This window comes from Pseudomonas sp. AL 58 (assembly GCF_036348395.1).
Classification (GTDB): Bacteria; Pseudomonadota; Gammaproteobacteria; order Pseudomonadales; family Pseudomonadaceae; genus Aquipseudomonas; species Aquipseudomonas defluvii.
The window spans coordinates 1-13,418 of sequence record NZ_JAZBQR010000011.1 but is presented as its reverse complement, the minus strand read 5'-3'; the positions used below and the strand labels follow the sequence as shown (position 1 = coordinate 13,418).

General features: G+C 60.7%; 9 protein-coding genes. 5 read left to right on the top strand and 4 right to left on the bottom strand.

Going from position 1 to position 13,418, the window contains the following annotated elements; all coding sequences use genetic code 11:
- Nucleotides 1-97: 97 nt before the first annotated feature.
- Together UIA24_RS13480 and UIA24_RS13475 are read right to left on the bottom strand one after the other, a co-directional pair.
- Nucleotides 98-1,666 (bottom strand): methyl-accepting chemotaxis protein, encoded by a 1,569-nt coding sequence (locus tag UIA24_RS13480; protein WP_330523050.1) that lies wholly within the window; start codon nt 1,664-1,666, stop codon nt 98-100.
- Nucleotides 1,667-2,069: 403 nt separating this feature from the next.
- Complete coding sequence (locus UIA24_RS13475; protein WP_330523049.1) at nt 2,070-3,536, bottom strand: sodium:solute symporter family protein; 1,467 nt, start codon at nt 3,534-3,536, stop codon at nt 2,070-2,072.
- Between the two features lie 434 nt (nt 3,537-3,970).
- Here UIA24_RS13475 and katG point away from each other — a divergent pair, with 434 nt between their 5' ends.
- Complete coding sequence (katG, locus tag UIA24_RS13470) at nt 3,971-6,169, top strand: catalase/peroxidase HPI (protein ID WP_330523048.1); 2,199 nt, start codon at nt 3,971-3,973, stop codon at nt 6,167-6,169.
- Between the two features lie 46 nt (nt 6,170-6,215).
- Here the strand turns inward: katG and argC are convergent, their stop codons facing one another.
- Nucleotides 6,216-7,169, bottom strand: a complete 954-nt coding sequence (gene argC, locus UIA24_RS13465) for an N-acetyl-gamma-glutamyl-phosphate reductase (RefSeq protein WP_330523047.1) — start codon at nt 7,167-7,169, stop codon at nt 6,216-6,218.
- Between the two features lie 114 nt (nt 7,170-7,283).
- Between argC and UIA24_RS13460 the strand changes: the two genes are divergently transcribed.
- A complete protein-coding gene (locus tag UIA24_RS13460) occupies nt 7,284-8,168 on the top strand; it encodes a LysR family transcriptional regulator (RefSeq protein WP_099774067.1) in 885 nt (294 codons plus the stop codon).
- 26 nt (nt 8,169-8,194) lie between these two features.
- On the opposite strand, the gene qhpR is transcribed toward UIA24_RS13460, so the two are convergent.
- On the bottom strand, nt 8,195-9,244 hold the full coding sequence (gene qhpR / locus UIA24_RS13455; protein WP_065759548.1) for an AraC-like transcriptional regulator QhpR: 1,050 nt from the start codon (nt 9,242-9,244) through the stop codon (nt 8,195-8,197).
- A gap of 369 nt (nt 9,245-9,613) precedes the next feature.
- Here qhpR and eat point away from each other — a divergent pair, with 369 nt between their 5' ends.
- Genes eat through eutC form a run of 3 tightly spaced genes read left to right on the top strand, consistent with a single transcriptional unit; the run spans nt 9,614 to nt 13,184 of the window.
- Entirely contained in the window at nt 9,614-10,972 is a 1,359-nt protein-coding gene (gene eat, locus UIA24_RS13450) for an ethanolamine permease (protein WP_065759549.1), read from the top strand.
- A gap of 11 nt (nt 10,973-10,983) precedes the next feature.
- Nucleotides 10,984-12,375, top strand: a complete 1,392-nt coding sequence (locus UIA24_RS13445) for an ethanolamine ammonia-lyase subunit EutB (RefSeq protein WP_099774066.1) — start codon at nt 10,984-10,986, stop codon at nt 12,373-12,375.
- Between the two features lie 8 nt (nt 12,376-12,383).
- Nucleotides 12,384-13,184, top strand: a complete 801-nt coding sequence (gene eutC, locus UIA24_RS13440; protein ID WP_102052555.1) for an ethanolamine ammonia-lyase subunit EutC — start codon at nt 12,384-12,386, stop codon at nt 13,182-13,184.
- Nucleotides 13,185-13,418 lie beyond the last annotated feature (234 nt).

The following is a 13,418-nucleotide window of genomic DNA, read 5'->3' as shown; positions in this document are numbered from 1 at the left end:
CCCCCCGGCTGAGCACAAATAACTGTTTCGCTATTTGAAGTTAGCTCAGAAAGGTCAAATTGCTATCAGACTGTAAAAAAAATGAGTCACTGCCGAATCAGGCGTGGTGTCGCCCGGTCAGCTCAGCCAAGGTGCTGGACACATGGTGCAGATTCTTGCTGGCCCCTTCAGTACGACGCACGCTTTCCTGATTGCTCGCGGCAATCGCCACCAGCTCGCACAGGTTGCGCGAAATATCTTCCGTGACCAGCGTTTGCTCTTCAGCGGCGGTGGCGATCTGCTGACTCATATCGCGGATGGTCTGCACCGCGCCAGTAACGCCACTGAGAATTTCGCCGGCCTGCCGCACTTGCTCGACGCCATTCTCGCTGCTGCGCTTACCACTTTCGATTGCTTGCACCGCACGCTCCGCGCCTTTTTGCACGGCATCAATAATGGTATTGATTTCTGCCGTTGACTGCGCAGTACGCTGCGCCAGATTACGCACCTCATCGGCCACGACGGCAAAACCTCGGCCTTGTTCGCCGGCTCGGGCGGCTTCGATAGCCGCGTTGAGCGCAAGCAGGTTGGTCTGCTCCGCAATACTGTGGATTACCGCCAGCACTTCGCCGATGCGCCCACTGTCGGCTTCCAGGCGATGGATAACGCTGGCCGTACCGGTAATTTCATCGCGAATGTCATTGATGCTCTTGACCATGCCGAGCATGGCCTTCTCGCCCTGCTGAGTGGCGTTCTCGGCATCGTCAGCGGCACGGGCTGCCTGTGCGGTATGGCTGGCGACCTCCTGGGCCGCAGAGGCCATTTCTTGCATCGCAGTCGCCACCTGATCGGTACGCAACCCCTGATTTTCAACGCCCTGCCCCAACTGGCTGGCGATGGTCTTCAGTTCGTCGCTGGCGGTGTCCAGTTGCCGGGTGCCGTGTTTCAGGCCGGCGAAGGTGTCCGAGAGCACGTCATGCAGCGCGTCGGTCGCCTTCGCCAGACGCCCCAGCTCATCGCCCCGTTGACTGTTGATCCGCTGACCAAAATGACCTTGGCTGAGCTGGACGATAGACGCCATCAGACCACGCAGTGGTGTGATCAGGTTGCGGTTGATCAACCACATGCCAAACAGCCACGTCAGCACACTGACCATCAACAGCGCCAGGGTACCGCCCCAGCCAATACGCTCGGCATGGGCATCGACCTGCCCAAGTTGGGTCTGGGTGTCTTGATAGAGCTGCTCCACCAAGGCATTCATCTGCTCACTGACGGGTCGATCCGTACCGTTGTCCACACCGGTGGTCGCAACGGCGTTGTGACGCTCACGGTACTGATCGCCGAATACCTGATGTGCGCTGAGCAGGTCATTGACCTTGGCCTTTAGCGACAGATCCATATCCAGCGCCAGCACGTTGGCCAAGCACTCCCTGACCTTGCGTTCTTCAGCTTCAAACACCGCCAGGCCACGCTCTGCGCTACTGAACGCCTGAGATTGGCGTTTGAATGCAAGGCTGGCTTCATTGACATACTTCGATGCCTGAGCAGAGCGCGTCAGCAACGCGTTGTAGGTATTCAGGCTATTAGCGAAAAGGCTGAAACACACCAATGCTGAACACAGCACCAGCATCAGGCCGACGCCCAGCAGCGTCAGCATTTGCGTGCGCAAGGAATACTTAAAAAACATAGCATTGGCTCTCTTCATACGCTGAGGACATGAGGCGTGTGAAGCGCCATTGGCAGGCAATCGAGGATACCTCGACAGACTGGAAAGCAACGCAAGTGATGGGCATAGCAATTGGACCCTCTTATAGTTATCGAACCATACGAGGCCCCGTCAGCAATTAATGTGCCACTATTTTGGCGCTGATTTTCCGTTGTTTTCGTGCGTTTTACTCACTACTTCTCGCAGAAATGACCCATTTGCCCGGCGTTGCGACATCGACTGCAGAAATGTGTTCACAGAAGTCTTCGCCGTGTTTGAAATTCTCACGGGCAGACGTGTCTGGTTTGCGCGCAAAAAAACGGGCAGCGCTTGCGCACTGCCCGTTCATTCGTACCACCAGCCAATCGGCTCGTTATCGCGAGGCTTACTCGACAGCGACAGCACCTGAGGCGTTGTCCACCACGCGCTCGCGAACCGGGGCGCGGGCAGTCGAGATCTGCGGCAACAGCGACCCCAGCAGCATGCCCAGCCAGCTGAACAGCAGCCCGGCCAGCTGCGGTGGCCAGAAGTCAGCATCGGTGTGGGTGTATTCCAGCCACAGCCAGGACGTCATACCCAAGCCCATCGAGACCAGAGCCCCCTGAGTGGTGGCGCGCTTCCAGAACAGGCCTGCGAACAACGGCACCGCAGCGGCAACCAGGGTCACTTTGTAGGCATTGCCCACCATCTCGTAGATGCTGGCATTGGAGAACAGTGAGAACAGGCACGTGACCATGGCGCACACCAGGATGGTCAGGCGCATGGCCAGCAGGAACTGCTTGTCGTTCATGTCGGGCAAAAAGCGCTTGAGCACGTTCTCGGTAAAGGTCACCGACGGCGCCAGGAGTGTGCCAGAGGCCGTGGACATGATCGCCGAAAGCAGCGCACCGAAGAACATGATCTGGGCGAACAATGGGGTCCGCTCCAGGATAAGGTGCGGCAGGATCATCTGGGCATCTTCAGCCAGCCATTGCTGAACCATCGCCGGATCAATCATCGAGGCCGCGTAGGTCAGGAAAATCGGCAGCATGCAGAAGGCCAGGTAGAAACAGGCGCCTGCCATCGATGCGCGCGCTGCGATGTTTTCGGTCTTGGCCGACATGACCCGCGCATAAACGTCCTGCTGCGGAATCGAGCCGAACATCATGGTCACCGCAGCACCGATGAAGGCAACGAAGTCCTTCGGCTCGAAGCTGTGCATGAAACTGAACTTGCCTTCGTTGGCCGCATGGGAAATGACCGCGGCAGGCCCGCCCGCCATGTCACCGATCAGCCAGGTCAGATAAACCAGGCCGGCGACAATGATCAGCATCTGCATGAAGTCTGTCAGCGCAACCGACCACATACCGCCGAACAAGGTGTAAAGCAGCACGATCACCGCGCCGATCAACATGCCCTGGGTGGTGCTGATGGCGCCGTCAGAGAGCACGTTGAACACCACGCCCAGTGCGGTGAACTGTGCGGCAATCCAGCCAAGGTAGGAGAGGATGATCACAATACTGGTGATCATTTCCACGTTCGGGCCAAAGCGCTTGCGGAAGAAGTCACCGAGCGTCAGCAGGTTCATGCGGTAGAGGGGCCGGGCGAAAATCAGGCCGACCAACATCAGGCAGCCGAAGGAACCGAACGGGTCCTCGACAATGCCGGCGAAACCTTCCTGGATGAAGGTAGCAGGTATCCCCAATACGGCCTCAGAGCCGAACCAGGTGGCGAATACCATCGCGGCGACCAGCGGGAAGGACATGCTGCGACCACCGGCAGCGAAATCCCTGGAGTTTTTCACGCGAGTGGACGCGTAGAAACCGACACCTACCGTGAGCAGCAGATAAAGCGCAACAAACCAAATCAGCATTTGTACTTTCCGTTGGCTCGTCCGACACCGGACTGACGAGCATGGCTCGTGCAGGGGCAGCGCGACTGACTATGTTGTTTTTGTTTGCGTATCGCAGGCGGCACGACGACTCATCTGTAACCAGCACGAGGAAATCGTAACCACTTATGACAACGGCTTTGCAGTCTGCCAAAGCCGTTAAATATGTCAAACAATTACCGCTGGAATTTGGATAAAAAAAGACGAAATGCGACGTTTTTTTGGGTAAAGCGGATTTTGGTGGCTTAAAAGACACCTTTCCCATCGTCGACAGTCGATTATTTTAAACATCTGAAAGCGCCAGACTGTTCACCTTCCCTGTCTACTATGAATCCCATACTGAAAACCTATTGGCTGGCGCCACCGTCAGGTTCCACGCTGAGTTGACGGATAACCGGACATCACAGGAGAGCATCATGTCTAACGAAGCAACCTGCCCGTTCGCGGGCGGCGCTCGCAAACACACCACAGCCGGGGCACCCTCGAATGCCGACTGGTGGCCTGATCAACTCAACCTGAAAATCCTCCACTCGCACGCCCCCCAGGCCAATCCCCTGGGTGAAGCCTTCAACTATGCCGAGGCGTTCAAAAGCCTCGACCTGGATGCGGTGATCAAAGACCTGCATGCCCTGATGACAGACTCGCAGGCGTGGTGGCCCGCCGATTACGGCCACTATGGCCCTCTGTTCATCCGCATGGCCTGGCACAGCGCAGGCACCTACCGTATCGCTGACGGGCGCGGTGGCGCGGGAGGTGGCGCGCAACGCTTTGCGCCGCTCAATAGCTGGCCGGACAACGGCAACCTCGACAAGGCACGGCGGTTGCTCTGGCCGATCAAGCAGAAGTACGGCAACAGTCTCTCCTGGGCTGACCTGATGGTGCTCGCGGGTAACGTCGCCCTGGACTCGATGGGCCTGAAGACTTTCGGTTTCGGCGGTGGACGTGTCGATATCTGGGAGCCCGAAGACGACATCTATTGGGGGCCGGAAGGCAAGTGGTTGGCAGACGAGCGCTACAGCGGTGATCGCGAGCTCGAAAACCCGCTCGGTGCGGTTCAGATGGGCCTGATCTACGTGAACCCGGAAGGCCCGAATGGCAACCCGGACCCGCTCGCGGCAGCACGGGACATTCGTGAGACGTTCGCCCGCATGGCCATGAATGACGAAGAGACCGTCGCCCTGATCGCCGGCGGCCATACCTTCGGCAAAGCCCACGGCGCCGCCGATCCAAGCCAGTATGTAGGCCCCGAGCCGGAAGCCGCGACGCTCGAAGAACAAGGCCTGGGCTGGAAAAATACCTTTGGCAGCGGCAACGGCGCCAACACCATCACCAGTGGGCTGGAAGGTGCCTGGACCACCAACCCGGTGAAATGGGACAACAACTACTTCGAGAACCTGTTCGGCTACGAGTGGACGCTCACCAAGAGCCCTGCCGGTGCCCACCAGTGGACGCCCAAGGAGGCCTCTGCCGCCGGTACCGTACCGGACGCACATGACCCGACGAAAACCCACGCACCGATCATGTTCACCACCGACCTTGCACTGATCATGGACCCGGTGTACGCGCCGATTTCAAAACGCTTCCACGCAGACCCTCAGGCGCTGGCCGAGGCTTTCGCCAAAGCCTGGTTCAAGCTGACCCACCGGGACATGGGGCCTGTTTCTCGCTACCTGGGCCCGCTCGTCCCCCAGGAGCCCCTGCTCTGGCAAGACCCTGTTCCAGCGGTGGATCACCCACTGATCGGGGAGCAGGACATTGCAACCCTGAAAGCCCGGCTTCTGGCATCCGGCCTTTCGATCGCGCAACTGGTTACGACGGCATGGGCATCGGCCGCCACCTTCCGCGGTAGTGACAAGCGTGGTGGTGCCAATGGGGCGCGCATTCGCCTGGCGCCGCAGAAAGACTGGGCGGTCAACCAACCTGCTGAATTGGCGAAGGTGCTACACACACTGACGGCGATCCAGCAGGACTTCAATAACGCCCAGGCCGGTGGCAAGAACGTCTCACTGGCCGACCTGATCGTGCTGGGCGGCTGCGCAGCCATAGAAGCTGCGGCGAAACGGGCTGGCCATGAGGTGACCGTGCCATTCTCACCCGGGCGTACCGACGCATCGCAGGAGCAGACCGATGTGGCGTCCTTTGCCGTGTTGGAGCCCAGCGCCGACGGTTTCCGTAACTACCTGCGCAGCGGGCTTGAAGAATCGGCAGCCGAGCTGCTGCTGGACCGGGCGAACCAACTGACGCTCAGCGCACCCGAGATGACGGTGCTGATCGGTGGCCTGCGCGCCCTGAACTGCAACGTCGGGCAGGTTGCACACGGCGTGTTCACTCAGCGGCCTGAAACACTGACCAATGATGTCTTCGTGAACCTCCTCGACATGAACACGACCTGGCAGAGATCCGCTGCAACTGAAGGTGTACTGGAGGGGCGTGATCGGTCGACGGGTGCCCTCAAATGGACAGGCACTGTCGTTGACCTGGTGTTCGGTTCAAACGCACAGCTGCGGGCCATTGCCGAGGTCTACGCCAGCCGCGATGCACAGCCGCTGTTCGTAAGTCACTTCGTGGCAGCCTGGAACAAGGTGATGAACCTTGACCGATTCGACCTTGCCTGATTACGGCAAGGCGGCCCATGGTCGCCACGGCGTGAGCAGGCCACCCTTACCGGCGTGACGGTAAAGGGTGGCCTGCGCCTACCAGCATCAAATCCAGATTTTGCACGGCAGCGCCCGCCGCGCCCTTGCCCAGGTTATCGAACACGGCCGCCAACAGCACCTGCCCCGCAGGTTCGTTTTCCAGGACGATCAAGCGCAATTGATCGGTACCATTGAGTGCCTGCGGATCCAGGTGTGTGAGTGCCTTGGCCTCATGCATCGACATGACCTGCACGTACTGCGCACCGGCATAATGCTGCTGCAGGCACGCGTGTAACTGCCGCGCATCCGTGCCCGGAGCCAACAACCGAACCTGCAAGGGGATGGTCAACACAATGCCTTGCCGAAACGCCCCATAGGCAGGCACAAACATCGGCCGCTCACTCAGGCCGCTGTGCTGTTGAATTTCCGGTACATGCTTGTGCGCCAGCGCCAACCCATACACCTGGAATGCCGGTGCGAGCGACGCGCCCTGCCCCTCATGCGCCTCCACCCCCGCACGCCCTCTCCCGGAGTAACCCGATACGGCATGCACGCTGATCGGGTAGTCCGCGCCCACCAGCCCCGCCTCTAGCAGTGGGCGCAACAAGCCTATCGCCCCCGTAGGGTAGCAACCGGGATTGCTGACACGCCGCGCCGTCGCAATGCGCTGCGCCTGCTCCGGGCTCATTTCCGCGAAGCCATAGGTCCAGTCCGGGTGGGTGCGGTGCGCCGAACTGGCATCAATCACCCGTACCGCGGGGTTTTCGATACTCGCTACCGCGTCACGTGCAGCGTCGTCGGGCAGGCACAGGATCGCAATGTCACAGGCATTGATGGCCTCGGCGCGATGAGTTGCATCCTTGCGGTGTTCAGCACTGAGCGTGAGCAACCGCAGGTCGGTCCGACCGCGCAAGCGCTGGTGGATCTGCAAGCCGGTGGTGCCTTGGTCGCCATCGATGAATACAAGAGGAGTGGTCATGAAGTGCTCTCGAACGTCAGAAATCAGCAGGCCTAATCTTCGATGCTGGCTTAAGATAGGAAAAGTTGAATTTCCAAACGATCACATTCAGTTTTTCTGACCAAGGAACCCGCCATGCGTGAAATCAGCCTGGACCGCCTGCGCACACTGGTGGCGATTGCCGACCTGGGCTCATTTGCCGAAGCCGCTCGGGTGCTGAACCTTGCGCCGCCGACAATCAGCTTGCATATCGCCGATCTGGAATCACGGGTTGGCGCCCGACTGTTGTCGCGTACACGGGGGCGCGTTCAGCCATCGGCGATTGGCGAAACACTGGTGGAGCGTGCACGGCGTTTGTTAGCCGATGCCGAGCAAGCCCTTGAGGAGGTGCAGCGTCAGGTGCAGGGGCTGGCTGGCCGCGTACGGCTGGGTGCCTCGACCGGAGCCATCGCCCAGTTGATGCCGCAGGCGCTGGAAACCCTGAGCCAGCAGCACCCGGAGATCGACGTCCAGGTCGCCGTGCTGACCTCGCAAGAGACGCTGAAGAAACTGGTCGAAGGCACGCTGGACATTGGCCTGATCGCGCTCCCGCAAACGGCAACGAAGGGCGTGCGAATCGAACCCTGGCGACGCGACCCGGTCATGGCGTTCCTGCCTGCGCGCTGGGCGTGCCCGGAGGTCGTCACCCCCGATTGGCTGGCCACCCAGCCCTTGATCCTGAATGACAACAGCACACGGCTTTCACGCTTGACGTCCGAGTGGTTCGCCAACGACGGCCACCAGCCGACACCACGCATTCAACTGAACTACAACGACGCCATCAAAAGCCTGGTCGCGGCCGGTTATGGCGCAACACTGCTGCCCCATGAAGCCGACACGCCATTGCCCGATACGCGGGTGGTCATGCGGCCACTACAGCCCTTGTTGTGGCGCCAACTGGGCATCGCCCACCGTACCGGCGACGTTGAGCGACCTACGCAACACGTATTGGACGTGCTGTGGGCATTGAGGGCAGGCTAGCGTAACGCGTGCAGTGTTGTGCGGGCCTAGTGCTCGCTGCGCCATTGGCGCGGGCTGACGCCGAACCAGCGGCGGAAGGCGCGGGAAAATGCGCTGGTTTCCGAGTAACCCAGCAGTGGTGCCAGTTCGGAGATGTTCAGGTTTTGCTGCCCCAGATGCTGCAAGGCCAGGTCCTGGCGGATCTGATCCAGCAACTGGGTAAAGCTCAGGCCCTGCTCACGCAATTTACGCTGCAGCAACCAGTGCGGCAGTTGCAGTTGATCGGCAACGCTGTCCAGGCTCGGATCACCCTGTGGCAGCAGCGTGATGATGGCCTGGCACGCCTGCTCCAACAGATCCGGACCGGCGTTGGTTTCGCCCAGTTGCCGAATCGCATCCTTGACCAGCGTGAGCAATACCGGGTCATGGCCAGGCATGGCCTTGCCGGCGATTTCGCGCTTGGGAATCAAAATGGAGTTACAGGAGCGCTCGAAATACACCGGTGCGTCGAAGACCTCACGGTGCTCATGCCAGTCTTGTGGCCGGGCGTGTTCAAAGGCGACTTCACGCGGTGCCCATTTCGGCCCGAGCACATGACGCACCAGGTTCATCGCCATGCCCATGGTCAGCTCGGCGTCCTGACGCCGCTGGCGGATAGCGCTGTGGTGGATCTGGTAATCGAAGCTGTAGCACTCGCCCTGATCAACCAGGCGGATCAAGGTACTGTGCTGGTGATAGGGAAAGGCCTGCGCAAAGTTGATCAGCGCGTCTTCCAGGGTGGCCGAACAGAGCCCCACATAGCCCAGCAGGCCAAGCGCCTGGGGTTGGAACTGCTCGCCGTAACGCAGGCCGAAATTATCGCACCCGGTCTGCTGCGCCGCCTCTTCCAATACCTGACAGTAGTTCGGCAAGGCCAGGCTCAAGGTCGGATGCTGGAGTTGTTCCGGGTCGATACCGGCATGGCCGAACACCCGGTCCAGATCACCGCCATGGTTGACGATAAAGGCATCCATACCAGTGGCAGCCGCCGAGAGCACACCTCGATTGTTCGCACGAGGGGCATTCAGGGGAGCCTGGGCAAGGGATGACTGGAACATGGCTGCTGTTACCGTGTGGAGAATGCGATCACCCCTTCAAGCAAATACCGTACCTTTGTGCATAAACGCTTTAGCACAGGATGTTGCCGGTGTGCCGACACCCCAAACTGCTACCCGAATACTCGGTGCAATGGGCAGTGTGTAGGCCGTGGCGCCTGCACCCGTTGCCGCTCGGTGACACTGAGCAGGGTGATTCCGGCCTGCCCCAAGTGAGGGCATGATCGGTTCCGTGCGCGCCATCCGTGCGCCTTTGGCGAAAGTTGACCGAATGCAATTATGGCCGTGCCGGTCGGTCAAGTCTTGAGCGCAGGCCTGTGGTTATGCTCCCAGCCAGGCATTTTTTCGGGTACACCTTCAAGGGGACATACCATGGCCGTATCACAACTAAAACCAACATTAGGCACCCTGCACCTCTGGGGTATCGCGGTCGGGCTGGTGATCTCCGGCGAATACTTCGGCTGGAGTTATGGCTGGGGCACCGCCGGTACGCTGGGCTTTCTGGTGACCACCCTGCTGGTCGCGGTGATGTACACCTGCTTCATCTTCAGCTTCACCGAGTTGACCACTGCTATCCCTCATGCCGGCGGCCCCTTTGCCTATAGCCTGCGCGCCTTTGGCGTGACCGGGGGGATGATCGCCGGGATGGCGACGCTGATCGAATTTGTCTTTGCACCGCCTGCGATCGCCATGGCGATTGGCGCCTACCTGAATGTGCAGTACCCCAACCTTGATCCGAAGGTAGCCGCGGTGGGCGCCTACTTTGTCTTCATGACCCTCAACATTGTCGGGGTGAGCATTGCCGCTACGTTCGAGCTGGTGGTCACCATCCTCGCCGTGCTGGAGCTGCTGGTGTTCATGGGCGTGGTCGCACCCGCGTTCAGCTTCAGCAGCTTTGCCCTGGGTGGCTGGGCTGGCGCCGACACCTTCAGCCTGGGCGCGCTGAGTGGCATCTTCGCCGCGATCCCCTTCGCCATCTGGTTCTTCCTGGCCATCGAAGGCGCCGCCATGGCCGCCGAGGAAGCGAAAGACCCGAAACGCACCATTCCGCGTGCCTACATCGCCGGCATCCTGACCCTGGTAAGCCTGGCCATCAGCGTCATGATCTTCGCTGGTGGCGTGGGTGACTGGCGCACACTGGCCAACATCAACGACCCGTTGCCGATGGCCATGAAGTCGGTAGTGGGCAACGATTCGACCTGGATGCACATGCTGGTGTGGATCGGCCTGTTCGGCCTGGTGGCAAGCTTTCACGGCATCATTCTGGGTTACTCGCGGCAATTCTTCGCCCTTGCCCGCGCCGGTTTCCTGCCCAAAGGGCTGGCCAAGCTGTCGCGCTTCCACACCCCGCACCGGGCGATTCTGGCCGGCGGCGTAGTCGGTATCGCAGCCATCCTGAGCGACGGCCTGATCAACCTGCAGGGCATGACCCTGACTGCGGCGATGATCACCATGTCGGTGTTCGGCGCTATCGTGATGTACATTGTCAGTATGCTCAGCCTGTTCAAACTGCGTCGCAGCGAGCCCGACCTCGAGCGCACCTTCCGTGCCCCGGGTTACCCGGTGGTACCGGCCATTGCGCTGTTGCTGGCGGTGGTCTGCCTGGTGGCGATGGTCTGGTTCAACACCTTGATCTGCGGGATCTTCATTGGCCTGATGGCGATTGGCATGCTGTTCTGCGTCGCGGTACGTAGCCAGAACGCAGGCACCGTGGCACTGGCCAGCGAGTAAGGAGACACACCATGAGCTTCGTGCATACAGTCGCCGGCACGACCTGGCGTTTTGAAAGCCTAAAGCAATTGATGGCCAAGGCCAGCCCGGCGCGCTCTGGCGACTGTCTTGCAGAGATCGCTGCCACCAGTGACGCGGAACGTGCAGCGGCACAAATGGCCTTGGCCGATGTGCCCTTGAAGCGCTTTCTCAGCGAAGCCCTGATCCCCTATGAAGAGGATGAAGTTACACGCCTGATCATCGACAGCCACGACCCTGCGGCCTTCGCACCGGTCAGCCACCTGACGGTTGGTGGCTTTCGTGACTGGCTGCTGGGTGACGAAGCCGACGAAGCCAGCCTCAAGGCACTGGCGCCCGGCTTGACCCCAGAGATGGCGGCCGCTGTTTCAAAGATCATGCGCGTTCAGGACCTGGTGCTGGTCGCGCAGAAAATCCGCGTGGTGACGCGTTTTCGCAACACCGTGGGGCTGCGTGGGCGGATGTCCACGCGGCTGCAACCCAACCACCCGACCGATGATCCTGCTGGCATCGCCGCCAGCCTGCTCGACGGCCTGCTGTACGGTAATGGCGACGCCATGATCGGCATCAACCCGGCCACCGACAGCCTCAGCGCCATCAGCGAATTGCTGAAGATGCTCGATGGGGTCATCCAGCATTACGACATTCCAACGCAATCCTGCGTGCTGACCCATGTCACCTCCTCTGTGGCCGCAATTGAACGAGGCGTGCCACTGGACCTGGTGTTTCAATCCATCGCCGGCACCCAAGCGGCCAACAGCAGTTTCGGCATCAGCCTTGGCATTCTCCAGGAAGGCTACGAGGCGGGCCTGAGCCTGAAACGCGGCACCCTGGGTAACAACCTGATGTACTTTGAAACCGGACAGGGCAGCGCCCTTTCGGCCAACGCTCACCATGGTGTCGACCAGCAGACCTGCGAAGCTCGCGCGTATGCCGTGGCCCGGCATTTCAACCCGTTCCTGGTGAACACCGTGGTCGGTTTCATCGGCCCGGAATACCTGTACAACGGCAAGCAGATCATCCGTGCCGGGCTGGAGGATCATTTCTGCGGCAAGCTGCTCGGCGTCCCCATGGGCTGCGATATCTGCTACACCAACCATGCCGAAGCCGATCAGGACGACATGGACATGCTGCTGACCTTGTTGGGTGTGGCGGGGATCAACTTCATCATGGGCATTCCAGGTTCCGATGACGTCATGCTCAACTACCAGACCACCTCATTCCACGATGCCCTGTATGCGCGCAAGGCTCTAGGCCTGCGACCGGCACCGGAGTTTGAGGCGTGGCTGGCCCGCATGGACATCCTGCAACAACGCGACGGCCAGGTGCGCCTGGGCAGCGGCGTACCACCGCTGTTTCGCAACGCCCTGGCACAGTTGAAGTAGAGGTAACGATGGACGATAACGCCAAAAGCCCAGCCCAGCCCGACCCCTGGCAACAGCTGCGCAACCTGACCCCGGCACGGATTGCCTTGGGCCGTGCAGGCACCAGCTTGCCCACGGCCGCACAACTCGACTTCCAGTACGCCCATGCCCAGGCCCGTGACGCGGTGCACCTGCGTTTTGACTTGGCCGGTTTGGCAGCAGGCTGCGGGCAGAGCCTGGCCCTGCACAGCGCCGCGCCAGACCGGCACACCTACCTGCAACGCCCCGACCTGGGCCGGCGCTTGAACGAAGCGTCGGTGGCGCAACTGCGCGACTACGCCAAGGCTCAACCGGAAGGGGTCGACCTGGCCCTGGTGGTGGCTGACGGGCTGTCTGCGCTGGCGGTACACCGTCATGCCCTACCGATGCTCCAGCGTATCGAAGCACTGGCCAAGGATGAAGGCTGGAGCGTTGCGCCGATTTGCCTGGTCGAACAAGGCCGCGTGGCCGTTGCCGATGAAGTGGCTGAACGGCTCGGCGCACGCATGGTAGTGATTCTGATTGGTGAACGGCCCGGGCTCAGCTCGCCGGACAGCCTCGGGCTGTACTTCACCTATGCCCCACGGGTGGGCTTGAACGACGCATCGCGCAATTGTATTTCCAATGTGCGGCTGGAGGGGCTGAGTTACGCCATGGCCACCCACAAACTGGGTTACCTGATGCGCGAGGCCTGGCGGCGGCAGTTGTCGGGAGTGAACCTGAAGGACGAGGCGCAGATACCGGTGCTGGAAGGCACTGGTGAGGTTCGACCGGGGAATTTTCTTGTTTAGGTAACCGTCCGAGCGCTGGATCTGTGGTGCCTAGCCCACTGAATACGCGGCGCCTGCATCGCGGGCAAGCCCGGCTCCTACAGGCTGCGCGGGCTCTGTTGGAGCTGGCTTGCCTGCGATAGCGTCGGTGGCGTATCCGCGAGTTCGCGGCGTCTGTATCGCGGGCAAGCCCGGCTCCTACAGGCTGGCGCGGGCTCTGTTGGAGCTGGCTTGCCTGCGATGGCGTCGGTGGGG

Bases quoted from the DNA above. Each gene is read 5' to 3' on its own strand.
- UIA24_RS13475 (WP_330523049.1), bottom strand. From the start codon at position 3,536: ATGCTGATTTGGTTTGTTGCGCTTTATCTGCTGCTCACGGTAGGTGTC.
- eat (WP_065759549.1), top strand. From the start codon at position 9,614: ATGGCCGTATCACAACTAAAACCAACATTAGGCACCCTGCACCTCTGG.
- UIA24_RS13460 (WP_099774067.1), top strand. From the start codon at position 7,284: ATGCGTGAAATCAGCCTGGACCGCCTGCGCACACTGGTGGCGATTGCC.
- argC (WP_330523047.1), bottom strand. From the start codon at position 7,169: ATGACCACTCCTCTTGTATTCATCGATGGCGACCAAGGCACCACCGGC.
- qhpR (WP_065759548.1), bottom strand. From the start codon at position 9,244: ATGTTCCAGTCATCCCTTGCCCAGGCTCCCCTGAATGCCCCTCGTGCG.
- katG (WP_330523048.1), top strand. From the start codon at position 3,971: ATGTCTAACGAAGCAACCTGCCCGTTCGCGGGCGGCGCTCGCAAACAC.
- eutC (WP_102052555.1), top strand. From the start codon at position 12,384: ATGGACGATAACGCCAAAAGCCCAGCCCAGCCCGACCCCTGGCAACAG.
- UIA24_RS13445 (WP_099774066.1), top strand. From the start codon at position 10,984: ATGAGCTTCGTGCATACAGTCGCCGGCACGACCTGGCGTTTTGAAAGC.
- UIA24_RS13480 (WP_330523050.1), bottom strand. From the start codon at position 1,666: ATGTTTTTTAAGTATTCCTTGCGCACGCAAATGCTGACGCTGCTGGGC.